Origin of the sequence: Paraliomyxa miuraensis, from assembly GCF_026337845.1 — a bacterium.
In the GTDB taxonomy this organism is placed as follows: Bacteria; Myxococcota_A; Polyangia; order Nannocystales; family Nannocystaceae; genus Paraliomyxa; species Paraliomyxa miuraensis.
In genome coordinates, this window is sequence record NZ_JAOVZF010000153.1 from 221,746 (window position 1) to 244,151 (window position 22,406).

Consider the following 22,406-nt stretch of genomic DNA (forward strand, 5'->3'; position numbering starts at 1 on the left):
GCGGGAGCAGCCGGTAGCGCTCGTCGAGGCGCCGTCGTTCGCGAGCCGGCTTGGTCTCGGGAGGAGCCGGTGGGGCGGTTAGACCTTGGTCTTCCCGTTCGCGATCACCTTGTCGTAGACCTGCGCCTTCGGGGTCCCCCCGGTCAGCAGCTTCTGCGCCTTGACCTTCTCCTCGTCGATGAGCTTCTTGAAGTTCTCGACCGGCTGCGCGCCGGAGATGAAGCGACCGTTGACGAAGAACGCCGGGGTGCCGCGCGCTCCCAGGGTCGCGCCCTCCTGCTGCTGCGCGGTGATCTTCTTCTCGAGCGCCGGGTCGGCCATGTCCTTCTTGAACTGCTCGACGTTCAGGCCCAGCTCGCCCGCCCACGCCACGTAGTTCTCGTCGGTGAGGGCCTTTTGGTTCTCGAAGAGCTTGTCGTGCATCTCCCAGAACTTGCCCTGCTTGCCCGCTGCCTCGGCCGCCTTGGCGGCCGGCATCGCGTTGGGATGGAAGCCCAGCGGGTTGTGCTTGAAGGCCACGCGAACCTCGTCGCCGTAGTCCTTGAGGAGCTGCGTCATCGTGGGCGTGACCCGGCTGCAGTACGGACACTGGAAGTCCGACCACTCCACGATGGTCACCAGCGCCTCGGCACTGCCCTTGACGTACGCATCACCGACTGGGACCTTGTAGGTCGACGCCGGATCGGGCTGTCCCGGGCGCTGCTGCGGCTGGCCGGCTCGGCCCGGCTTGCCGGGGGCGGCGGCGGGCGCGGCCTTGGCCGCTTCCTCGACCTTGCTCTCGAGCTTGTCGAGCCGCGCCAGGATCTGCGTCTGGCCATCGGCGATCTGGTTGAGCTTCTCGGAGACCTGGGCGAAGGCGCCCGCGCCTTGGCAGGCCGGGAGGGCCAGCGAGGCGACGAGCAGCGCCGAGAGCCCGAACCGGAGGGATTGGGGTGCATGATTCATGGATCGCGTTCCTTGTGCGAATGAAGGCGATGTCGCGTCGCGCCTCGAACGACGGCGCAGGCGACTCCGTGGTGGCGGAGGATGATAGGGAGGCCTCCTGCGGCCGAATACCCACGAATGCCCCGCCATGTCGCATTCAATGGGTCGATGGGATGGCGGGTGATGAATCGCGATCATCGATGTCGTCTCGTCGGTCATCGGTCCCGTCGCCCAAGAACGGCACGAGCCTTCGAATGCGAAAGAGCGCGACGCTCCCGAAGGTGCGTCGCGCTCCTCGCCATGCCCCGAAGGGGGCCTGGGGTGGCCGGCTACGGCTTGTCCTTGCCGTTGGCGATGGTCTTTGCGTAGACCTGAGCCTTGGGCGTGCCGGCGGCGATGAGCTTGTCGGCCTTGGCCTTCTCCTCGTCGATGAGCTTCTTGAAGTTCTCGACGGGCTGGGCGCCGGACAGGAAGCGCCCGTTGATGAAGAAGGCCGGGGTGCCGCGGGCGCCCAGGGTCATCCCCTGCTGCTGCTGCGCCGTGATCATCTTCTCGAGCGCCGGATCGGCCATGTCCTTCTTGAACTGCTCCACGTTCAGACCGAGCTCGCCGGCCCACGCGACGTAGTTCTCCTCGCTGAGGGCCTTTTGGTTCTCGAAGAGCTTGTCGTGCATCTCCCAGAACTTGCCCTGACGGCCCGCCGCCTCGGAGGCCTTCGCGGCCGGCATCGCGTTGGGGTGGAAGCCGAGCGGGTTGTGCTTGAAGACGATGCGGACGTCATCGCCGTAGTCTTGCTGGAGTTGCTTGAGAGTCGGACCGACCCTCGAACAGTACGGTCATTGGAAGTCCGACCACTCGACCACGGTGACCTTGGCGTCCGCCGGTCCCTTGCTCTGGTCGGTGGGCGCCACCGCGACCTTGTACGTGGCGGCGGGGTCGGGCTGGCCGGGCCGCTGGCCCTGCGGCGGCTGCTTGCCGCGGGGGGCAGCCGCCGGGGCGGCCTTGGCGGCCTCTTCCAGCTTGGTCTCGAGCTTGTCGAGCCGGGCCAGGATCTGCGCTTGGTTGTCCGAGATCTGGTTCAGCTTCTCGCTCACCTGGGCGAAGGCCCCGGCGCCCTGACAGGCCGGGAGACCCACCGCCAAGGCGAGCAAGGCCACTGGGCCCAGCCCTCGGAGGGGTGTGAATGGTTTCATGCTTCGTCGCTGTCCTTCGTGGCTTGTCGTGGGCCGAAGTCGCCCCTCATGGCCTCGCGCTCATTGCGCGGATCAGCCATCGGCAACGCAGGACTCTAGCATTGCGTGTATGCCGCTGATAGATGTAAGGAGCGCCAAGTCCGTGAGTCGGGGCACGTTGGACCCACCGGATCCCCATCCCATCCCCGCCGACATCGCGATTCGGAGGGCACGATAGGATCTCCATCATGACGGACGGGCGATCGCCAGTGGCCCCGCCGACGCCGTCCTCGCTCGACCTCCCCGAGCGGGGCTCATCCGACGCGCTCGTCGAGCCCGAGGAACTCCCGGTCGTCGCCCGCCTGGTGGTCGAGATTCGTTCCGATGGCCGTCGAACCGTGGCCCGCGGAGCCATGGAGAGCGTGGACGGTCAGCGGGTCGCGGTGCAGGCCGAGAGCACCACGCCATGGGCCCTGGCCAAGCAACTCGCGGGCGCCTTGTGGAAGCTGCCGCAGCGGCGAGGCGGAGCGCTGCGAGCACTGCTGCCCGGCTCGCGACGCAGACGCGACGAGTGAGCCGGAGTCCTCGAGCCGGTCTGCCGCCATTCCGAAGCGACCAGACCACCGAGTGTCACGAGCCCGGGACGTGCCCACGCCGCCGCCGCAGGCCCACCAGCACCAGCCACCCCAGGCCGTCGAAGGGCCGGCCGGCGGGCGCCGTGCAGCCGCAGCCCTCTTCGTCGTGCGGCGTCAGGTCCACGCAGTCGCAGCTCTCGCAGCCCGGCGGCACCACGTCGACACCGCTGTCGTCGCGGATCCAGCACAGCGCGGGCAGGGGGGCCCCGTACAGGCCTCCTTCCCCACACTCCTTGCCGCGCGACAGCACGCCAACGAGCGCCATGCGGTCGTCCTCGAGTGGCACGAGCGCGGGCCCTCCCGAGTCGCCGAGGCACGAGTCCCGCCCGTTGCCTCCGGCGCGCAGATCCTCGCCACTGGCCGACAGTGCGACCAGCGAGGTGAACACGCGGCGCTTGATGCCGATCACGCCGTCGTCGTCCTCACCGAACCCAACCAACTCGACCTCGGCGCCCGGGCGGACCATGCGGTGGTGGAGGTCCTCGTCGGTGATCACCACGGGCAGAGCCGCGGCATCCACCGGGGCCGGCTCGCCCAGACGGATCCATCCGTAGTCGTGCACGTCATACGGTCCGCATCCTTCCTCGACGAAGGGGTCACAGGCTTCGGGGTGGAACCCGTAGTCGATCACGGGAAGGAACCGTTCACCCACGGCATCGCCGACCGCCACGTAGAGCAGCTCGGGACGCAGCGTCGGATCCCACAGGCAGTGGGCCGCGGTGATCACCATGTCGGGTCCGAGCAGCGTTCCCGTGCACGAGTCTCCGCTCGCCAGCACCGCGACCACGGCCGGATGGCTCCCCGGCTCGACCGGATCGCCGCCCACGATGCCCTCCGGCAGCACGGGAACCGCCAGCCCGGCCATCGCCATCAGCGGTGCGAGCATGGGGAGCATCGCCCGATCATGCCACACCCGTCGGCCTGCTACCCTCGGCCGTGTCCGAGACGCTCGCCATCGCGATCACCCTCGTCGTCTACAAGATCGCGCTCGTCGTCATCGGCCTGCTCGCCAATCGCCGCACCCACGACGTGGGCGACTTCTTCCTCGGCGGGCGACGGCTGGGCCCCTGGGTGGCGGCGATCTCCGCTTCGGCCTCGTCGTCGTCCGCCTGGACCCTGCTGGGCGTGAGCGGGGCCGCGTACGCATGGGGGCTCGGTGCCCTGTGGCTGTTCCCCGCGTGCGTGGGGGGCTTCCTCCTCAATTGGTTCGTGCTGGCCCCGCGTTTGCGCCGCCACAGCGCGGGCGAAGCCTCGCTCACCGTGACCGACGTGCTCGCCGGGCCGCCCGGTCGCCCCCGCTCGTCCACGATCCGATGGCTGTGCACCGCGATCGTGCTGCTGTCGCTGCTCGCCTACGTCGCGGCCCAGTTCCAGGGCGCGGGCAAGACCTTCCACCAGACCTTCGACATGTCCACGCCGTCGGCCGTGCTGCTCGGCGCCGGCATCATCGTGCTCTACACCCTGCTGGGAGGCTTCTGGGCCGTGAGCATCACCGACACCCTGCAGGGGCTGGTGATGGCAGCGGCGGCCCTGGTGGTGCCGTTGGCCGCGCTCCTGGCCGTGGGCGGCCCCGCAGCGCTCCTCGACGCGCTGGCGAGGGTCGACGTGCCGGGCTACGGCAGCCCGTGGCGCGGACTGCCACCCGCGGCTGGCGTGGCCTTCGTGCTGGGGCTGCTCGGCATCGGCCTGGGCTATCCGGGCCAGCCGCACGTGGTCAATCGCTTCATGGCGGTGCGCGACGAGGGGTCGATGGTGAGCGCGAGGAGAATTGCGATCGCGTGGGCGGTGGTCATGTACACGGGCATGCTCGTGGTGGGCTGGTGCGCCCGCGTGCTCCTGCCGCTGCTGTCCGACCCCGAGGTGGCCTTCATCGAGACCACGCGAACGCTGCTGCATCCGGTGCTCGGCGGGGTGATGATCGCCGCGGTGCTGTCGGCCGTGATGTCGACCGCCGACAGTCAGCTGCTCGTTGCCGCGTCCTCCGTGGCGCACGATCTTCGTCGCGACGATGCGGTCGCACCGGCTCCGCTTCGGCGCACGCGCGCGGTCGTGCTGGGGCTGTCGGCGGTGGCGGTCGCCCTCGCCCTGTGGGGGAGCCAGGCGATCTTCTCCCGCGTGCTGTTCGCATGGACGGCCATGGGGGCCGCCTTCGGCCCGCTGCTGCTCGTCATCGTCGTCGCAGGTCCGGTGCGCCCCGGTGCTCGCCTCGGATCGATCGCCCTGGGGTTCGCGCTCAGCGTCGCCGCCTACTCGATCGAGGGCCTCGCCGGCGGACCGTGGGAGCGCGTGATGCCGTTCGTGGTGGCGCTGGCCGTGGCATGGTGGGGCCGGGAGTCGTCCGTGGGCGTGGGCCGTGGGGCACGCCCATGACCAAGCTCAGCGTTGGGCGCCCCCGAGCGCCCCGATGTTGGCGCGCAGACGGGCGATGCCCTCGTCGAGCACAGCGTCGGTCTTGCAGAAGGCAAAGCGCACCAGATGCCGACCCGCCTCCTTGTTGACGTAGAACGCCGAGTTGGGGATGGCCGCCACTCCCACCGCCTCGGGTAGGCGCCGGCACAGGTCCATGTCGTTGGAAAAGCCCAGCGGTCGGATGTCCACGCAGATGAAGTACGTGCCGGCCGGTCGCAGCACCGTGAACCCCACCTCGGCCAAGCCGGCGCATAGACGGTCGCGCCGGACCCGGTAGTCGGCGCGCAGCTCGTCGAAGTACGAGTCGGGGAGCGCCAGCGCCTGGGCCACCGCGAGCTGGAACGGAGCGCCGCTACAGAACGTGACGAACTGGTGCGCGGTGCGAACGGCCGATGTCAGCTCTGCCGGCGCACACGCCCAGCCGACCTTCCATCCCGTGAACGAGAACGTCTTGCCGGCCGAGGAGATCGTCACCGTGCGCTCGCGCATGCCCGGAAGGGTGGCGAGCGGCACGTGCTCCCCCTCGTAGACCAAGTGCTCGTAGACCTCGTCGGTGACCGCGATGAGGTCGTGCTCGCGGCACAGCGTGGCCACGTGCTCGAGCTCGACGCGCGAGAACACCTTTCCGGTGGGGTTGTGGGGGCTGTTGAGCAGCAGCACGCGTGTCTTGGGGGTGATGGCCGCCTCGAGGGCGGCCGGGTCGTAGTCGAACGCCGGCGAGCGCAGCGTGACCACGCGTGGTACCGCGCCTGCCATGGCCACCGTGGCCAGGTAGGAGTCATAGACCGGCTCGAACATCACGACCTCGTCGCCCACGTCGAGCAGGGCCTGGAGCGTGCTGGCGATGGTCTCGGTGGCGCCGTGGCAGACGGTGATCTCGGTGTCGGGGTCGTACTCGAGCCCATAGCGGCGCTGTTGGTGGGCGGCGATGGCCGTGGTGAGTTCGGGAATGCCCGAGCTGCGCGAATACTGGTTCCTTCCCGCGCGTATGGCTTCGATTGCGGCGTCACGGATGCTCGGCGGCCCCTCGAAATCGGGGAACCCCTGGCCCAGGTTCACCGCCTGGTGGCGCTGCGCGAGGGCGGTCATCTCGGCGAAGATGGTGGTGCCGAAGCCCTGCAGGCGGGCCGTCATGCTGGGGTTGCGAGCGCTACTCATGGATGGCGCGAGCATGGCATAGTCGGCTGGTTCATGCCGCCTACCGTGCCTCCCATTCGCTCGGAACGTTCTCCTGCTCGTCCTCGCGGAGCTCGGGTATCCACCATGGCGGCGGGCCTGGTGGGCTCCGAGATCCTCGCCATTGCGGCCGACATCCGCGAGCGTCTGTCCAGGGGCGAAGAGATCTGCAACCTCACCGTGGGGGACTTCTCGCCCGCTCAGTTCGGGATCCCGGCTGCGCTACGCGACGGCATCGCGAGCGCGCTCGCACAGGGGCACACCAATTATCCGCCATCATCGGGCATCCCCGAGCTACGAGCCGCGGTCGCTCGCCTGTTCGAGCGGCGCTTGGGCCTCACCTATCCGGTCGGCTCGGTCCTCATCGCCAGCGGGGCACGCCCCTTGATCTACGGCACCTATCGCGCCGTGGTCGATCGAGGGGATCGTGTGGTGTACCCGGTACCGAGCTGGAACAACAACCACTATACGGACATGTTGGGAGCCGACGGGGTGCCGGTCTCGTGCGGGCCCGATACGCGCTTCTTGCCGACGCGGGAGGACCTGGCGCGGGTGCTGCCGGGGGCGCGCCTCTTGTGCATCAACTCGCCGCTCAATCCCACCGGAACCGCGATCGAGGCCGACGCGCTGCGAGGCATCTGCGAAGAGATCGTGGCCGAGAACCACGCGCGTCGCAAGTCGGGCCAGCGACCGCTCTATCTCATGTACGACCAGGTCTACTGGATGCTGCGGGTGCCGGGGGTCGAGCACGTGACTCCACCGGGCCTCGTACCCGAGATGGCCGACTACACGATCTTCGTCGATGGCATCAGCAAGGCGTTCGCGGCCACCGGCCTGCGCGTGGGCTGGACGGTGGGTCCGGCCGATGTCATCGAGCGCATGGGTGTCATCCTCGGGCACGTGGGTGCCTGGGCACCGCGTCCCGAGCAGCACGCCACCTCGGCCTTGCTCGACGACGATGCCGCCATGGACGCCTACGTCGCCGAGCTGATGCAGGGGCTGGGCGCTCGGCTCGAGCGGCTATACCAGGGGTTCTCGACGCTCGCGAAGGAGGGGCTGTTGGTGGAGGCCATCCCGCCGATGGGGGCCATCTATCTCACGGTACGGGTGCATCCCTTCGGACGCCGTACGCCCTCGGGCACCGTGTTGTCGACGAACGAGGACGTCCGTCGCTATCTGCTGGATGCGGCGCGGGTGGCCGTGGTGCCGTTCCAGGCGTTTGGTGTGGTGGGCGACGAAGGATGGTTCCGGTTGAGCGTGGGCGCGGTGGGTCTGGCAGAACTCGATGGCGCGCTCGAGCGCCTGGGGCAGGCCCTGCGGGTGCTCGACTGACCCTTCGACGATCGATCGTCGTGCGCGGGGTGAGGCCGAGGCGAGAAGGCGCGGTGGGGCATGGTGCCTCGGTGATCGACTCGATTGACGTGGGGTTTACGGGGAGAGAAGGGGGCTTTGCGTCGCGTCAACGATGTCTCGGCCCTGCGATGCGTCGAACCGGGTGAGGAGCACAACCATGACCAACATCCTTCTCTCCCAGATCCTCTCTCTGATGACCGCCTTCGTCTCGCCCGATGCCGCTGCCGCGGGGCCAGGCGCGGGCCGACACCATGGAGATCGGGGCGCGAACATGTGTGAGCAGCTCGCGTGCACCGACGAGCAGCGGGCTCGCATCGATGCAATCCGTGCGGACCATCGGCAGGAGATGGCCGACGAGCGTGCCGAGGCCAAGCGGCTGCGCACGGCGCTGAAGGCCGAGCGGGCCGCGGCTTCGCCCGATGCCAAGAAGATCGCCGCTCTGCAGGCTCAGCTCGATGCCCTGAAGGCGACGATGAAGCAGGCACGTCAGGAGACCCGCACCGAGATCTCCGCGGTGCTGACCCCGGAGCAGCGTGAGCAGCTCGAGGCGATGAAGGCCAAGCACGCGGGCAAGGGCAAGGCTCGCGGCAAGGGCAAGGCGCACGCGAAGGGGGAGCGCGGAGCCAAGGGCAAGGCGCACGCAATGGGGGAGCGCGGGGCCAAGGGCAAGGCGCACGCAAAGGCGAAGCGCGGGGCCAAGGGCAAGGCGCACGCGAAGCGCGGGGCCAAGGACAAGGCGGCCGGCAAGGGACTGACCGCCAAGCGCGAGCGCCCAGGGAAGGACCGATTCACGTCCGGCTGATACGAGTGCGATGATCGAGCGGGCGAGTCTCACCAAGGGCTCGCCCGCTCGTCATTGGGGACTCAGAGCCGCCCCAGGTCGAGCACATCGACCATGTCGTAGAGGCCGGGGGCTCGGCCGGCCACCCAGCGGGCGGCCCGCAGGGCGCCGCGGGCGAAGATGCTGCGGTCCATGGCGCGGTGGGTGAGTTCGATGCGCTCGCCGTCGCCGAAGAACATCAAGGAGTGCTCACCGACCGAGTCACCACCACGCAACGACATCAGGCCGATCTCGCCGCTGGTGCGGGCGTGATCGGCCTTTTCTCGCGACATCACGGCCACGTCGTCGAAACGACGCCCGTTGGCGGCAGCCACCGCCTTGCCGATCCGCAGCGCGGTGCCCGAGGGGGCGTCGCGCTTGTGACGGTGGTGCAGCTCGAACAGCTCGGCTTCCCAGTCGGGGCCCAGTGACTTGGCGGCCAGCTCGGACAGGCGGATCATCACGCTGATGCCCACGCTGAAATTGGCCGCGTAGACGATCGGCAGCTCCTTGGAGGCCTCCTCGAGCAGGGTACGGGCCTCGCTCGACAGCCCAGTGGTGCCGAGCACCAGGGGAGCGCCGAGCTCGAGGCAGCGCTGGATGTTGCGCTCGGTGGCACGCGGTAGCGAGAAGTCGACCACCACGGCACCGCGCGGCGGTTCCATGAGGTCGGACACGGTCACGCCGACCTCGGGCATGCCGCACAGGCGTCCGGCGTCCTGGCCCAGGCCCGGCCCGCCCGTGCGATCGACCGCTCCCACGAGTGTCATGGTGTCGCTCTCCATGACGGTGCGCAGCAGCGTCTGGCCCATGCGCCCGCGGGCGCCCACGATGACGACGGAGGTGAGGCGGTCGATCACGGTCGAAGCTCCAGGGTGTCGAGCACGCGGCGGAGCTCCGCACGCGTGGGGTGATCGTCGGGAAGCACCTGCAGCGGCAGGCGGATGGTGGGTTCGATCTTGCCCAGCATGGCCATGGCGGCCTTGATGGGCTCGGGGCTGGTCACGGAGAACAGCGCACGAGAGAGCGGCAGCTGGCGATAGTGCAGCGCGCGAGCCTCGTCCCAGCGACCCTCGCGGGCTGCCCGACACAGCGCCACGAACAAGCCGGGAGCCACGTTGCTGCCGACCGAGATCACGCCGTGGCCACCCAGCGAGAGGAACGGCAGCAGCGTGAAGTCGTCGCCGCTGAGCAAGGAGAGCCCCTCGCCGCACAGCTCGCGGATTCGTGCCGCTCGGATCATGTCGCCGGTGGCTTCCTTGACCCCAACGACCAGCGGGTGCCGGGCGAGCTCGGCGAGGGTGGCCGGCTTCAGGTCGCAGCCGGTTCGTCCGGGCACGTTGTAGAGCACCATGGGGAGCCCCGAGGCCTCGGCGATGGCGGTGAAGTGCGCGACCAAGCCGCTCTGCGTGGGCTTGTTGTAGTAGGGGGTGATCTGGAGCGTGGCGTCGGCTCCCAGCTCCTTGCAGGCGGTCGCGAGCTCGCAGGCCTCTTTGGTGCTGTTGGAGCCTGCGCCGGCCAGGACCGGGACGCGACCGCGAGTCGCTCGCACGACGATTTCCACCACCGTCAGGTGCTCGGCATGGGAGAGCGTGGGGGACTCACCGGTCGTACCACAGGGGACGAGGCCGTCGATCCCGGCCTGGATCTGCTCGTCCACCAGGCGTTCGAGCGCCTCGGTGTCGATCCCGTCCCCCCGCATCGGGGTGACCAGAGCCGTGAGCACGCCTTCGAGCTTCAAGGGATCCTCCTCGCGCTTGCGCGGCGCCACAGTAGCAGCAGCAACCGTGGGCTTGCCAGGGGGCAAGCGGAGGCGAGGTCGCCGTCTGCGCGAAGCGGCTCGGCGTGCCCACGCGGGCCGCCCGCGCCGATGCAGATCCCGAGGCTCCGTTCTGCTACACCTACGCTCGTGCGGGTGGCGATCGACACCCACGGATGCCGACTCAATCGCTTCGAGTCCGATGCCATGGCCGAGGCGCTGGGGCGGGCCGGCCACGCATGGGTCGACGACGTGGGAGGGGCCGACGTCTACGTGCTCAACAGCTGTACGATCACCCACCAGGCCGATGCGGATGCGCGCCAGGCCGTCCGCCGAGCTCGGCGGGACAACCCCGACGTGGTGGTGGTGTTGACCGGTTGCCTGGCCAACGCCGATCCCGAGGCTGCGGCCGCGCTGCCGGGCGTGGATGCGGTACTCGGCAACGCCGACAAGGCGCGGCTGGCCGAGCTGCTCGCACGGCTGCCTCCGCTCGCGGAGCGGCGCACGGGTCCCGCGCTGGTCTCCGTCTCCGCGCTCACCCGGCGCATGCCGTTCACGGCGCTGCGTCCCGCGCTCTCGACCCGTCGCGCGCGTGTGCAGCTCAAGGTCCAGGATGGCTGTGACCATCGTTGCGCGTTCTGCATCGTCCCCGCGGTGCGGGGTGGGTCGCGTAGCTTGCCCGTGGTCGAGGTGGTGGAGCAGGCCCGACGGTTGGTGGCGGCGGGAGTGCCCGAACTCGTGCTCACGGGCATCCATCTGGGGGCCTATGGTCGCGACCTTCGGCCGCGCGTGAGGCTGGCCGAGCTCGTGGCGGCGCTGCTGCCCCACCTGGGCTCGGCACGGCTGCGGCTGTCCTCGATCGATCCTCACGAGGTCGAAGACGAGCTGCTGGGGCTCCTGGCCGAGCACCCGCGATCGATCTGCCCGCATCTGCACCTGCCGGTGCAGGCGGCCGACGACGGAGTGCTCCGCCGCATGCGGAGAGGCCACACGGCAGGCACCTTCGCCGAGCTGGTGGAGCGGGCCGTGAGGCTGGTGCCGGGCATCGCGATCGGCTCGGACGTGATCGTGGGGCATCCGGGGGAGGACGAGGCCGCGTTCGAGCGCGGGGAGGCGCTGTTGCGCTCGCTGCCGCTGTCCTACCTGCACGTGTTCCAGTTCTCGCCGCGCCGCGGGACTCCGGCCTTCACGATGGATGACGCGGCGCCCGCGGCCGAGCGCGCTCGCCGGGGCGCGAGGCTGCGGGCGTACTCGCGGGCCGCGGTGGCGGCTCGACATCGCAACGCAGCGGGGAGGGGCGCCGACGTGGTCGTGCATCGCAGCCCGCGACGCGACGGTCACTACGAGGCGCTGACCGACGACTACCTGCGGGTCGAGCTACCGCCCGAGGCCGCGGCGTGGGCGGGGCAGCGCCGCACGGTGGTGCTGGCCGACGACGGACGCCGGGCCACGCTCGTGCCGGTCTCGTCGGAAGGGGCGCCGGAGACGCGGTCGGAGGGGGGGGGCTAGGAGGGATGGAGCCCGAGCGCTTTGGCCTGCACTACGCGGGCAAGGCCGAGGCGGTGCGGCGGGCCCACGAACGGTCAGCGGCTCGCCTGCGGTGCGACGAGCCGGCGTCCATCGGCTTCGCCGACGCACGCGACGTGCTGGTGGAGGGCGACAACCTCGAGGTGCTCAAGCTGCTGCGGCCGGCGTACGCGGGCACGGTGCAGTGCATCTACATCGATCCTCCCTACAACACGGGGCACGACTTCGTGTACCGCGATCGCACGGTCGAGGACGTGCAGGCGTATCTGCGGCGCTCGGGTCAGGTCGACGACGAGGGCATGCGCCTTCGGGCCAATCCCGAGACCCACGGTCGCTATCACTCCCACTGGCTGGCCATGATGGAGCCGCGGCTGCGGGTGGCCCACGAACTGATGCACGACGACGGGGTGTTGTTCGTCAGCATCGACGACCACGAGGTCCACCACCTGCGCGTGCTGCTCGACGAGATCTTCGGGCCCGAGTGCTTCGTGGCGCAGGTGGTGGTGGTGAGCAACCGGGGCGGCCGAGACTACTTGCGGATCGCGACCACCCACGAGTACGTGCTGTGCTACGGCAAGTCGCCCGATGCGGTGGTGCGGCCGCTGGCGCGCGAACGGAGCGCAGCGCGACGCGTGGATCGGCGGGGGCCCTACGAGCTACGCGAGCTTCGCAATCGCAACCCGCGGTTCTCGCCCGACAACCGGCCGAACCTCTTCTATCCGATCTGGGCGGATGCGGAGGCGGCCGACCCCGAGGGGCTGTGCCCGGTGGCGTTGGGGCCCATCGCGGGGGGGCAGCGGGTGGAGCCCCGCAATCGTGAGGGCGCGGCGGGGGTGTGGCGCTGGGGCCAGCCCAAGCTCCGTGCGGCGATCGTGCCCGGGGATCCCGAGGCCAGCGAGGTGGTGGCCCGGCGTCGCCGCGATGGTGTGTTCAATGTGTACGAGAAGCACCGGGCCACCACCACCAAGCCGCGCTCGGTATGGGACGAGTCGATGATGCGCTCGGAGGAGGGGACCCGGACGTTGCGGGAGCACCTGGGTGTGGCGGCGTTCGATCACCCCAAGCCGGTTGCACTGGTGCAGCGGTGCGTGCGGCTCGGTGCGGGCCCCGGGGCGCTGGTGCTGGACTTCTTTGCCGGCTCGGGGACCACGGCCGAGGCGGTGATGGCGCTCGATGACGAGGACGGCGGACAACGGCGCTATCTGCTGGTGCAGCTACCCGAGGTGTTGCCCGAGCAGGCTCCGGCGCGTGCGCTGGGCGCAGCGACGATCGCCGATGTGACCCGGTTGCGGATCGCCGCGGCGCGCTCGGTGGATCGGGGCGTGCGGTGCTTTCGGATCGAGGCTTCGCGGGTCGATGCGTCCATGCTCGAGTCGGGGCTCGATCCGGGGTTCGATCCGGGGCCCGACCCATGGGCGGTCGCGCTGCGATCCGGTCTGCCGCTGCATGCGGCCATCGAAGGACTGGGTCCGCGGACCTGGGCCATCCACCACGACGAGCGACGGCTGGTGGTGAGCTTCGAGCCCGTGCTCACGTCGGTCGATGCGGAGGGGTGGGCCCTGCGATCCGGCACGGCCGTGGCGTGCCGGGCCGACGCGCTCGACGACGAGCTGGCCTACAACCTCGCCCGCCGCCATCCCTTGTCGCTGCTGTGAAGTTGCGCTTCGAGCCCGATCTACCCCACCAGCGCGCGGCGATCGACGCGGTGCTGGGGTTGTTCGCCGCGCAGCCGTACGTGTCGCTGGCCGAGGCGCTGGCGGCCGGGCAGGAGCACGGGGTGGTGGCCAACCGCCTCGTGCTGACCCCCGAGCACCTGCTCGAGCGCGTGCACGAGATCCAGGGTGCGGCCGGGCTCGCGCCGTCGTCTCGGGTGCTCGACGAGCAAGGCGTGCCGCAGGTGTCGGTGGAGATGGAGACGGGGACGGGCAAGACCTATGTGTACTTGCGGACGCTGCTCGAGCTGGCGGCGCGGCATGGCATGCGCAAGGCGGTGGTGGTGGTGCCCTCGGTGGCGGTGCGCGAGGGCGTGCTGCAGACGCTGCGCGCCACCGAGGCGCACTTTGCCGCGCTGATGCCCGGCGTCCGCCTGCGCGGCTTTGCCTACGACGGGGGGCGGCTGTCTCGCTTGCGGCGGTTCGTGTGCTCGTCGGAGGTGGAGCTGATGGTGCTCACGCTCGACGCGTTCAACAAGGCCAGCAACCGGCTGCGGCGACCGCATGATGGGTTTGGGGGCCGGGCTCCGCTGACGCTGCTGCAGGCCGCGCGTGCGGTGGTGGTGCTCGATGAGCCACAGCGCATGGAGAGTCCGCGGAGCCGAGCGGCGCTGGCCGATCTCGCGCCGCTGATGGTGCTGCGCTACAGCGCCACGCATCGGTGCCCTCACGCGCTGGTGCATCGCTTGACGCCACGGCGTGCGTACGAGCAGGGGCTGGTCAAGCGCGTGGAGGTGGCCGCACCCGCGGCGGGCCTGAGCGATCGCACGGCGAGGATCACGGCGCAGGTGCGGGCCACGGTCGCCCTGCACCTGCGACGCCAGGCCGAGCTGTGGCCGCGGGGGATCAAGGTGCTGTCGCTGTTGTTCGTGGAGCGGGTCGACGACTGGGCGGCCGAGGACGGCGTGGTGCGCGAGGTGTTCTCGCGGTGCTTCGACGAGCTCGCGTCCGAGCATGCGTGGGCGCGCGGGCGTACGGCGGCCGAGGTGAGCGCAGCCTACTTTGCGGTCAAGCGCTCGGCAGGGCGGGTGCGGGCGGTCGACTCGCGCACGGGCCGAAGCGCGGCCGACGAGGAAGCCTACGCGCTCATCATGCGCGACAAGGAGCGGCTGCTCTCGCTGGACGAGCCGGTGGGGTTCGTGATCTCGCACTCGGCGCTGCGAGAGGGCTGGGACAACCCCAACGTGTTCCAGATCTGTACGCTGGCGCCGTCGCGGGGGCTGGTGAAGAAGCGCCAGGAGATCGGCCGTGGCGTGCGCCTGTGCGTGGATCAGCAGGGGCGCCGGGTGCTCGAGCCCGAGGTGGACGTGCTGACGGTCGTGGCCAACGACAGCTACGAGGACTACGTGGCCGGGCTGCAGACCGAGGATGCCGAGGCGATGGACGCACGGGATGCCGCGCCGGCGCCCTGCCCGGTGGGCGAGGGGCGCCGAGGACGGGACGCGGGAGGGGTCGGGTGGCAGGAGGCGAGCGTGCCGTGGCGAGCGATCGATGGCGGGCGCCTGCGCGCGCGGGCGCTCGAGCACGCGCGGCGGCTGGCCCGGACGAGGTCGGTGGCGAGCGCGCTCGAGCTGCCCGCGCCGGATCCCCTCGGGGCGGTGACCGAGCTGCTGCTACGAAGGCGACCGCCGTGCTTGGTGTCTCGGGCGACCATCCGGGCCGTGCTCGAGGCGCTCGATGACGCGTCGTCGCCGGGGCCCTGGGTCGTGGTGGAGCGGGCGGTGATGGCCATCGTGCAGGCGTTGGACGAGCCCTGACGCGAAGGATGTGGGCGCAGCGTGTACCCGTGGAACCCCGGGGGAAAGGAGTAGATCCCCGCTGCCGTTGCTTTGGTCTTGCGACGTATCCTTCGGCCCATGCGGATGCGTGCGTGTTTGCTCGTCCTGGGACTGGTGGCGTGCGGTGAGCCCGAGGATGGGCGCGACAGCGGCAGCGCATCGGGGCTCACGGGCCTGACCGGGGTGACGACGGGCGTGTCGGGGACGGTGGGCACCGGCGGCACGGAGGGCACGGGGATGGGGGTCGAGGGCGATGCCTCGATCGGCTCGGGTCCCACGGCCAGCGCCGATGACACGGCCGAAGGTGGCGTGAAGTTCGACCTCGGTACGGAGGACACGGGCACGCTGCCGCCGCCGGGCGAGTGCGAGACCGATCTGGTGGCGACGGTGCGGGACTTCTCGCAGGGCCACCCCGACTTCGAGTCCGTGATCGCAGTGGATCCCGGGATCGTGCAGGACATGCTCGGAGGCGACGGCAAGCCGGTCTACGCGGGAGGCACCGCGGGCACGACCACCGGGCAGGCCAACTTCGATCAGTGGTATCGCGACGTGGCCGGGGTCAACGTCAACATCCCGATCCAGATCTCGCTCACCGACAACGGGGACGAAACCTACACGTACGACGACGCGGCGTTCTTCCCCATCGACGGCCAGGGCCTGGGCAACGAGGGCAACCCGCACAACTACCACTTCACCCTGGAGATGCACACGCAGTTCACCTATCAGGGGGGCGAGGTGTTCACGTTCCGCGGCGACGACGATCTGTTCACGTTCATCAACGGGCGCCTGGGCATCGATCTGGGCGGGGTGCACGGGCCGATCCAGGGCAGCATCGATCTCGATGCGATGGCCGGTACCCTGGGGATCGTTCCGGGCGGCACCTACGATCTCGATTTCTTCTTTGCGGAGCGCCACACGTCGGAGTCGAACTTCCGCATCGAGACGACGATCGGCTGCTTTCACCCGCCGGGGTGAGGCGGGCGAGCCGGGGCGCCGAGCCCAGGACCGAGTGCGCCGATCGACTCCGAGCTGGGCTACAGTCCGGCGGTGTCATGCACGCACGTCCGGATCATCGCCACCCTGTCGTTCGCGCTCGCTGCGGCCTGCGGTGATGCGAGCCCCCCTGCGGCCCCCTCGCCGAGCCCGTCGACGCCTCGGACGGTGGATGCCAAGGCTCCCGCTCCCACGGTCGACTCGAATGCCAAGGTGCCCGTTCCAGGGCCCGCCGACGAGCCCGCGGGAGAGGACTGGCTCTTGTGGTTCGATCGCGGGGGGCAGTGGATCACGCAGTGGATCTCCGTGGGCCCCGACCGGAGCACGCCCGTGGCCGAGCGGAAGGCGCTGGTGCTCTCCGATGGCACGCGCCTTTGGGTGGTGGAGCGCAAGGACGCCGAGGTCGACGTGGTGGACTGCGAGTGCTTCGAACGGGAGGGCGTCGAGAGCGGCTGCAAGCCCTCGGCGCGGCTGACGACCCCGGGACTGCACGCCATCGAGCTCGGGAACGGGACGGAGCTCGTGGTTCGAGCACCGAGCACCGAGCGCGTGGTCGGCGGTGACATCGGGCTGTCGCTCGAGGTGCAGGGGGGCGTGGGGCCGCGGCTGGCGTTCGAGTGGGGGGACAGCGGCTACTACTGCGGTGCGCACGGATCGTACGAGTCGAGCTTCGTGCTGTTCGATCTGTCGACCGGCAAGGAGGTGGAGGCACCGTTCGCGGCGGTCGCCGAGGCGCTGCCAGCGGAGGTGCGCACCACGGCGGCCAAGGAGATCCACCAGCTGCTCGACGAGTGCGAGGGAGACGACGGCCCTTCACTTCAGGAGGTGCTGTCCGAGCGCATGGGCCTGACGTCGCTGCACATGGGCGTGGCGGCCGGCGAGCCGCGGCTGACGTGGCACTTCGAGGCCGAGACCTACTATGCATGCTCGTCCGACTACGCCGCGCACGGGGACGGGGCTTCGGGGCTGGTACCGGGCGCCGCGCCGCTGTCGCTGCACGTGCTGCCCGAAGGGGTCGTGCACGCCCTGGTGACGCTGCGCGACGTCCCCACCGTGGGGTGGGCGAGGCTGTCGCTCTTCGGGGCCGCGCGGCAGGCCGCGCTCGAGGCGTTCGAGCAGGCGCCCGAGGGCCCGTGGCCGTCGGGCTCGAGCTCGGAACGGCCGATCGCCGCCGTGACCGCCGTGACCGCTGCTGGTGACGAGGCCGGGGCCAAGGCCAAGCTCGAGGAGGGTCGTCGCCTGACCCGCGCCAAGGACTACGCCGCAGCGATTGCCGCCTACGACGCCGCGATCGCGCTCGATGCCTCGTTGGCTCGCGTGTGGTCCGAGCGTGGCTACGCCAAGCTGCTCATGGGCGATCTGGCCGGAGCCCAGGCGGATCTCGAGGCCGCGCTGCCGCTCGACGACGGCGCAGCGTTTCGCGCGGCGGTGCACTACAACCTGGGGCTCGTGGCGGAGAAACGCGGCGATGCGAGGGGAGCCAGGACCGCCTTCGAGACCTCGCTGGGGCTGCGCGACAACGAGGCCGTGCGCAAGGCCCTGGCGCGGGTGAAGTGACGCGAGCCGTGCTCGGCTCGATCGGCGGTGAGCGCTCGCGCTCGATCGTGCGGGCGGTACCCGTGTCAGGATGGTCATCGAAGCGCTGCCGCGTGGCATGACGAAAATTCGAGGGGCTGGCTCGATTGCCCCGGCTGCGAGGAGTCCTAGGGTGCCTCTTGTGTCGGTGGTGAGCCTGGCCGCCGCACTCTGGTTGGAAGGTGCCCACGCTCATGCAGACATCGACGGCTTCCATGGTCCCGTTGGCCCCGCTGGCCCCGCTGCCCGTGCTCGATCGGACGATGCGGCTCCGTGCCACTTCGTACGCCAGGGCGGCGATGCTGGTCGAGCCCGAGTCGTTCGTGATTCAAGGCGTCGAGCTGCCGGATCTCCATCCCCGGTCGGTCCGCGTGCGCATCCAGGGCTGTGGCGTGCGCGGGTCGGAGCTGCCGCTATGGGAGGGGCGGCCGTGGTTTCGCTACCCGCTGCCGCCCGGGAGCCCGGGGCTCGAGGCCTGGGGGGTGGTCGAGGCGATCGGCGAAGAGGTGGACGAGGTGGACGAGGGGGACCGCGTCGCATTGCTGGGAACGCGGGCGTATGCCACCCACGATGACGTGGCGGTGGATCGGGTGGTGGTGCTGCCGCCGTCACTCGACGAACACCCGTTTCCGGGAGAGTCGCTGGGACGCGCGTTCTCGGTGCTGTCCCGCGCGGGGATCGAGCCCGGGCAGCAGGTGGCGATCGTGGGGGTGGGGTTTGTGGGGGCCGTGTTGGTGTCGCTGTGTCGGGCCGCGGGGGCGCAGGTGCTCGCGCTCGCGGGACGCACGTCGTCGATGGCGATGGCGGAGTGGATGGGGGCCAACGCGCTGATCTCGATGAAGGACCACGGTCGGATGATGCGGGAGGTGAGCGCGTTGACCCGAGGACGCCTGTGCGACCGGGTGATCGAGTGCGCGGGTGCACGCGAGCCGCTGCGGCTGGCGGCGGCGATCACCGGCCACGGGGGGCGCTTGGTGGTGGCCGGGGAGCACAACGACTTTCCCTGGCAGCTCGGGGTCTCGCGGTGGAACGAGCGGGGGGTCGAGGTGGTGGGCGCGCTGGGCGGTGACGACGAGCGTCGAGTCGAGCACATGAGACTGGCGGTGGCCGCGGTCGCGGAGGGACGGCTCGTGCCCTTCGACCTGGTGACCCACGCGTTCGAACTCGAGGACATCGACGAGGCGTTCGCGCTGACTCGGGCCCAGCCCGAAGGCTTCACCAAGGCGATCGTCACGCACGCGAGCTGATCGGCGGGCGGCGGCCGCTCAGGCCTTCGTGATGCCGCAGGCCGCCACCGGGCTGCGATGGCCGTCGCGATCGTAGGTGCGCACGCCGAAGATCCAGTCGTCCTTGTGGAGCGGCAGGGTGATCTCGGTGGCGGTGCCGACGTCGCGGGCATGCTCCCAGCTGGGGGCCGTGGTGGCGCGCCAGATCACCTCGTAGCCGGCCACGTCGGGCTCGGGGGCGGGCGCCCAGCGCACGGTGGTGTCGCGGCTCAGCGCGTCGGCGACCACGGCGGGCTCGGTCGGAGCGGACGGGGCGTTGGCCAGGTGCACAAGCACGGCACCGTTCAACCGAGCCACCTCGGCCAGGTAGTGCTCGTCCACGTGCTCGGGGAGATCGCCAAGGGAGCGGTCGCCCTCCACGCGGGGATCCTGGTGCTGGCGATCGTAGTTCTCTGCGACCTCGGTGAAGCGGATCGCGGGGTAGCCCAGCTCGTCGAACGCGAGGTGATCGCCGCCGCGAAGGAATCGATCGGGTCGGAACACCAGCGTGGGCTGGACCGCGGTGTGCTCCCAGGCGGCGATGGTGGCCACGTAGCGGGCGAGCTGGCGCGCGGGCCCGTCGTCGAGCGCCCCCGTGGCGCGACCCTGGGCGAGCTGCTCGGCGGTCCACGAGGCGGGGGCGCCCGACGAGAACACGCGGATCCGATCGGCGTGGCGCTCGCCATCGGGGCCGGTGGGGTCGCCCACGATGTCGTTGCTCAGCACGCCGGTGATCACGGCGCCCGTCTCGTGCGCCGCCGCGGCATGCAGGCGGGCGCCGAGCAGGCCTTGCTCCTCGCCGGCGGTGGCCATGAACACGACGGTTGCATCGAGGGGATGGGGAGCGAGCACGCGGGCGAGCTCGAGGGTGACGGCGACCCCCGAGGCGTCGTCGTTGGCTCCGGGGGCGGCCGCTTCGGGATCCATCACGTCGCTGGCGCGCGAGTCGTAGTGGCCGATCACGTAGATGCGTCGTCCCATCGCCTCGGGCATGGTGCCGGGGAGGGTTGCGATCACGTTGACGAGGGTGGCGGGTCGATCGACGCGGCGTCCATCGGGCTGCAGCGAGAAGGGCTCCTCCGCCACGGTCAGCGGGGGGCCGGGGCGATCGGTGGTGGAGGCGTCCTCGAATTGGCGCACGAGATGGCGGCGGGCGGCCGCGATCCCGCGATCGGTCGCGTCGGCCGACAGCGTGTGTCGTGTGCCGAACGCGGCGAGGGCGTCGACGTCGTCGCGCAGGCGCTCGGCGGAGATGGCGGCGAGGGCTCGGGCGGCGGCGGGCGGGGGCGGGGTCGAGGGGACGATCGACGGTGCGGGAGCGCTCGGAGCGGGTGGCGGGTCCGCCGGTGGGATGGCGATGGGCTCCGCGGGCGATGGCCGGTGCGGCGGGGTCGCGCTGGCCTGGTTGGTCGACGGCTCCGGAGCCGGAGCGTTGCACGCGAGCGGGAGCAGGCAGGCCAGCAGCAACGGACGCGTCGGCATGGCAGCGATGGTACCCGGTCGTGGGCATCGACCATGGCGGGTACTCTCTTGCGTGCCGATGCCACGAGCCATTGCCCTGTTGCTCCTCCTCGCCGGATGCAAGCACGCTGCCGCGGTGCCGTCGCCCTCGCTGCCGGTGCCGAAGAAGGCGGCGGCCCCGGCTTCATCGCCGAAGGCTCCGCGGGTGATCGCGCGCGAGCAGCTCGCCCACGTGGGCTATGACACGGGGGTATTCCCCACGATGCTCGGTACGCCGGGTCCACGGCTGGTGCTCGCGGTGCTCGACTCGCTGCCGGCGTTCTCGGAGCTCGAGGTCGACGAGGTTCGCGACGTGGACGACGAGGCGCTGGCGGGGATCGGGGTGGTGCGCCCGCCGTCGGTGTGGTTGGTGACGCCGGCGGGGGCATGCCCGGCCACCCTGAAGGACGGCTACGTGGGGTACTATGCCGAGGGGCCGGAGGCCTACGAGGTGGGCTTCCATCTCGTGCCGTGTGCGGCCGACTTCGGTCCGCTGGCGGTGGTCGCCGAGCTGCCGCCGCACGAGCTGCGCTGGGTTCCGGCCGAGGTCGAGCTCGATGATCGCGTCGAGCCGTCGGCCTGGGAGCACCCCTTGCGCGATGCGTTCGTCGAGCTCGGGCTGGGGACGCACCAGGACGATGCGGGTACGCCCGCGCCCGCGCGGTGGGCTCGGATCATGGCCGTGCCGGGCACGCCCCTGCGTCAGCTCTTCGCCATCGATCACTGGCCCGCCGAGGAGGCGTGTGACGAGCACGAGGTGGTGAGCAGCGGCCTGGTGATGATGGGCGACGAGGGGCCGGCGTGGCTCTTGCCACCCGAGGATCTGGGGTGGGGTGGGGGCGAGGCTCAGCTCGTGGGGGCCCTGGTCCAGGGCGAGGTCCCGCTGGTGGTGGTCCAGCGCGTGCGGTTCCAGGCCGGTCTCGGGCTACGCGATCGCGACGGTGGCTACCAGTGGTTCGAACTCGACACCGGCCGCTACCACGACGAGGACGTCGCCTACGCCGGGTACTCGGTGCGGCAGTACTGTGGGCCGTAGCCAGCCAGCAGCCGGGCGGAGCCCGGCGGTGCTACGCTGCCGCGGGTCATGACTGCACCCGCCGTTGCCTTCGTCGCCGGAGCCACGGGCTACACCGGGCGCGCCGTGGTGGATGCGTTGGTGGAGCGTGGGGTGAGGACGGTGGCCCACGTGCGACCCGATTCTCCTCGACGTGCGGAGTGGACCGAGCGTTGGCAGTCGCGAGGGGCCGAGGCCGACGCGACCCCGTGGGACGAGGCTGCGCTGACCCGGACCCTGCGGACGCTACGGCCCACCGTGGTGCTGGCGCTGCTGGGGACCACGCGCGCCCGAGCCCGTCGCGAGGGCAAGGGCGCGGTCGAGGGCTACGAGGCGATCGACCACGGGCTGACGATGATGCTGCTGTCGGCCGCGCGGGCATGCGGAAGCGGGCCGCGCTTCGTCTACCTGTCGGCGGCCGGTCTCTCGGAGGGCACGCGCAACCCCTACATGCGCGTGCGCGTGCGCGTCGAGCAGGCGCTGCGCGAGGGCGAGCTGCCCTACACGATCGCACGTCCTTCGTTCATCACCGGATCCGAGCGCGACGAGTCGAGGCTCGGCGAGCGGGTGGGGGCGGTGGTGGCCGACGGCCTGCTGGGGCTGGCGGGCATGCTGGGCGGCCGTACGCTCCGCGATCGCTACCAGTCGATGACCAACGTGGAGCTCGCGGCCGGCCTGGTGCGCGTGGCCTTGGACCCCGGGTTCGAGAACCGGGTGGCCGAGGGCGAGGATCTACGCGGCTGAGCCCCGCGAG

At 70.7% G+C, this 22,406-nt stretch carries 19 protein-coding genes and 1 pseudogene; 12 read left to right on the forward strand and 8 right to left on the reverse strand.

The genetic code is table 11. The annotated features are described in order from the left end of the window. Positions 1-78 precede the first annotated feature (78 nt). The 3 genes and pseudogenes from OEB96_RS21545 to OEB96_RS21555 form a co-directional block, all read right to left on the reverse strand. Positions 79-945, reverse strand: coding sequence for a DsbA family protein (locus tag OEB96_RS21545; RefSeq protein WP_266218358.1), 867 nt, complete (start codon positions 943-945; stop codon positions 79-81). A gap of 308 nt (positions 946-1,253) precedes the next feature. Next, positions 1,254-1,700, reverse strand: a pseudogene (locus OEB96_RS21550) (DsbA family protein); the annotation flags it as partial. 60 nt (positions 1,701-1,760) lie between these two features. Then, positions 1,761-2,081, reverse strand: a complete 321-nt coding sequence (locus OEB96_RS21555; protein ID WP_266218360.1) for a hypothetical protein — start codon at positions 2,079-2,081, stop codon at positions 1,761-1,763. A 263-nt stretch (positions 2,082-2,344) separates the two neighbouring features. Between OEB96_RS21555 and OEB96_RS21560 the strand changes: the two genes are divergently transcribed. After that, entirely contained in the window at positions 2,345-2,671 is a 327-nt protein-coding gene (locus OEB96_RS21560; protein ID WP_266218362.1) for a hypothetical protein, read from the forward strand. A gap of 55 nt (positions 2,672-2,726) precedes the next feature. On the opposite strand, the gene OEB96_RS21565 is transcribed toward OEB96_RS21560, so the two are convergent. After that, positions 2,727-3,626, reverse strand: a complete 900-nt coding sequence (locus tag OEB96_RS21565) for a S1 family peptidase (protein ID WP_266218364.1) — start codon at positions 3,624-3,626, stop codon at positions 2,727-2,729. 41 nt (positions 3,627-3,667) lie between these two features. Here OEB96_RS21565 and OEB96_RS21570 point away from each other — a divergent pair, with 41 nt between their 5' ends. Next, positions 3,668-5,101: a sodium/proline symporter gene (locus tag OEB96_RS21570; RefSeq protein ID WP_266218366.1), complete on the forward strand. Its 1,434-nt coding sequence runs from the start codon at positions 3,668-3,670 to the stop codon at positions 5,099-5,101. A gap of 6 nt (positions 5,102-5,107) precedes the next feature. On the opposite strand, the gene OEB96_RS21575 is transcribed toward OEB96_RS21570, so the two are convergent. Then, positions 5,108-6,298 carry a pyridoxal phosphate-dependent aminotransferase gene (locus OEB96_RS21575; protein WP_266218368.1) on the reverse strand — a complete coding sequence of 397 codons (1,191 nt, stop codon included), beginning with the start codon at positions 6,296-6,298 and terminating at the stop codon, positions 5,108-5,110. A 105-nt stretch (positions 6,299-6,403) separates the two neighbouring features. On the opposite strand from OEB96_RS21575, the gene OEB96_RS21580 reads away from it, so the two are divergent. Then, the gene (locus tag OEB96_RS21580; protein WP_266218369.1) at positions 6,404-7,648 is read left to right on the forward strand and encodes a pyridoxal phosphate-dependent aminotransferase; all 1,245 of its coding nucleotides are present in this window, start codon (positions 6,404-6,406) and stop codon (positions 7,646-7,648) included. A 178-nt stretch (positions 7,649-7,826) separates the two neighbouring features. Then, complete coding sequence (locus OEB96_RS21585; protein ID WP_266218371.1) at positions 7,827-8,471, forward strand: Spy/CpxP family protein refolding chaperone; 645 nt, start codon at positions 7,827-7,829, stop codon at positions 8,469-8,471. Positions 8,472-8,533: 62 nt separating this feature from the next. On the opposite strand, the gene dapB is transcribed toward OEB96_RS21585, so the two are convergent. Continuing rightward, positions 8,534-9,349 carry a 4-hydroxy-tetrahydrodipicolinate reductase gene (dapB, locus tag OEB96_RS21590; protein WP_266218373.1) on the reverse strand — a complete coding sequence of 272 codons (816 nt, stop codon included), beginning with the start codon at positions 9,347-9,349 and terminating at the stop codon, positions 8,534-8,536. After that, entirely contained in the window at positions 9,346-10,230 is an 885-nt protein-coding gene (gene dapA / locus OEB96_RS21595; protein WP_266218375.1) for a 4-hydroxy-tetrahydrodipicolinate synthase, read from the reverse strand. Before dapA ends, dapB begins: the two co-directional genes overlap by 4 nt. 168 nt (positions 10,231-10,398) lie before the next feature. On the opposite strand from dapA, the gene mtaB reads away from it, so the two are divergent. The 6 genes from mtaB (at position 10,399) to OEB96_RS21625 (ending at position 19,080) form a co-directional block, all read left to right on the forward strand. After that, complete coding sequence (gene mtaB / locus OEB96_RS21600; protein WP_266218376.1) at positions 10,399-11,757, forward strand: tRNA (N(6)-L-threonylcarbamoyladenosine(37)-C(2))-methylthiotransferase MtaB; 1,359 nt, start codon at positions 10,399-10,401, stop codon at positions 11,755-11,757. Between the two features lie 5 nt (positions 11,758-11,762). Continuing rightward, a complete protein-coding gene (locus tag OEB96_RS21605; protein WP_266218378.1) occupies positions 11,763-13,430 on the forward strand; it encodes a site-specific DNA-methyltransferase in 1,668 nt (555 codons plus the stop codon). Beyond that, positions 13,427-15,244 carry a DEAD/DEAH box helicase family protein gene (locus OEB96_RS21610; RefSeq protein WP_266218379.1) on the forward strand — a complete coding sequence of 606 codons (1,818 nt, stop codon included), beginning with the start codon at positions 13,427-13,429 and terminating at the stop codon, positions 15,242-15,244. The genes OEB96_RS21605 and OEB96_RS21610 overlap by 4 nt, the downstream gene beginning before the upstream one ends. A gap of 99 nt (positions 15,245-15,343) precedes the next feature. Continuing rightward, positions 15,344-16,240: a fibro-slime domain-containing protein gene (locus tag OEB96_RS21615; RefSeq protein WP_266218381.1), complete on the forward strand. Its 897-nt coding sequence runs from the start codon at positions 15,344-15,346 to the stop codon at positions 16,238-16,240. A 72-nt stretch (positions 16,241-16,312) separates the two neighbouring features. Then, complete coding sequence (locus tag OEB96_RS21620; protein WP_266218383.1) at positions 16,313-17,815, forward strand: tetratricopeptide repeat protein; 1,503 nt, start codon at positions 16,313-16,315, stop codon at positions 17,813-17,815. 233 nt (positions 17,816-18,048) lie between these two features. Next, positions 18,049-19,080, forward strand: a complete 1,032-nt coding sequence (locus OEB96_RS21625) for a zinc-binding dehydrogenase (RefSeq protein ID WP_266218384.1) — start codon at positions 18,049-18,051, stop codon at positions 19,078-19,080. An 18-nt stretch (positions 19,081-19,098) separates the two neighbouring features. Here OEB96_RS21625 and OEB96_RS21630 read toward each other — a convergent pair whose 3' ends face one another. After that, on the reverse strand, positions 19,099-20,580 hold the full coding sequence (locus OEB96_RS21630; RefSeq protein WP_266218385.1) for a M20/M25/M40 family metallo-hydrolase: 1,482 nt from the start codon (positions 20,578-20,580) through the stop codon (positions 19,099-19,101). Between the two features lie 115 nt (positions 20,581-20,695). Between OEB96_RS21630 and OEB96_RS21635 the strand changes: the two genes are divergently transcribed. Both OEB96_RS21635 and OEB96_RS21640 read left to right on the forward strand, forming a co-directional pair. Then, positions 20,696-21,634 (forward strand): hypothetical protein, encoded by a 939-nt coding sequence (locus OEB96_RS21635; RefSeq protein ID WP_266218386.1) that lies wholly within the window; start codon positions 20,696-20,698, stop codon positions 21,632-21,634. A 48-nt stretch (positions 21,635-21,682) separates the two neighbouring features. Next, entirely contained in the window at positions 21,683-22,396 is a 714-nt protein-coding gene (locus OEB96_RS21640) for an NAD(P)H-binding protein (RefSeq protein ID WP_266218387.1), read from the forward strand. Positions 22,397-22,406: the final 10 nt, after the last annotated feature.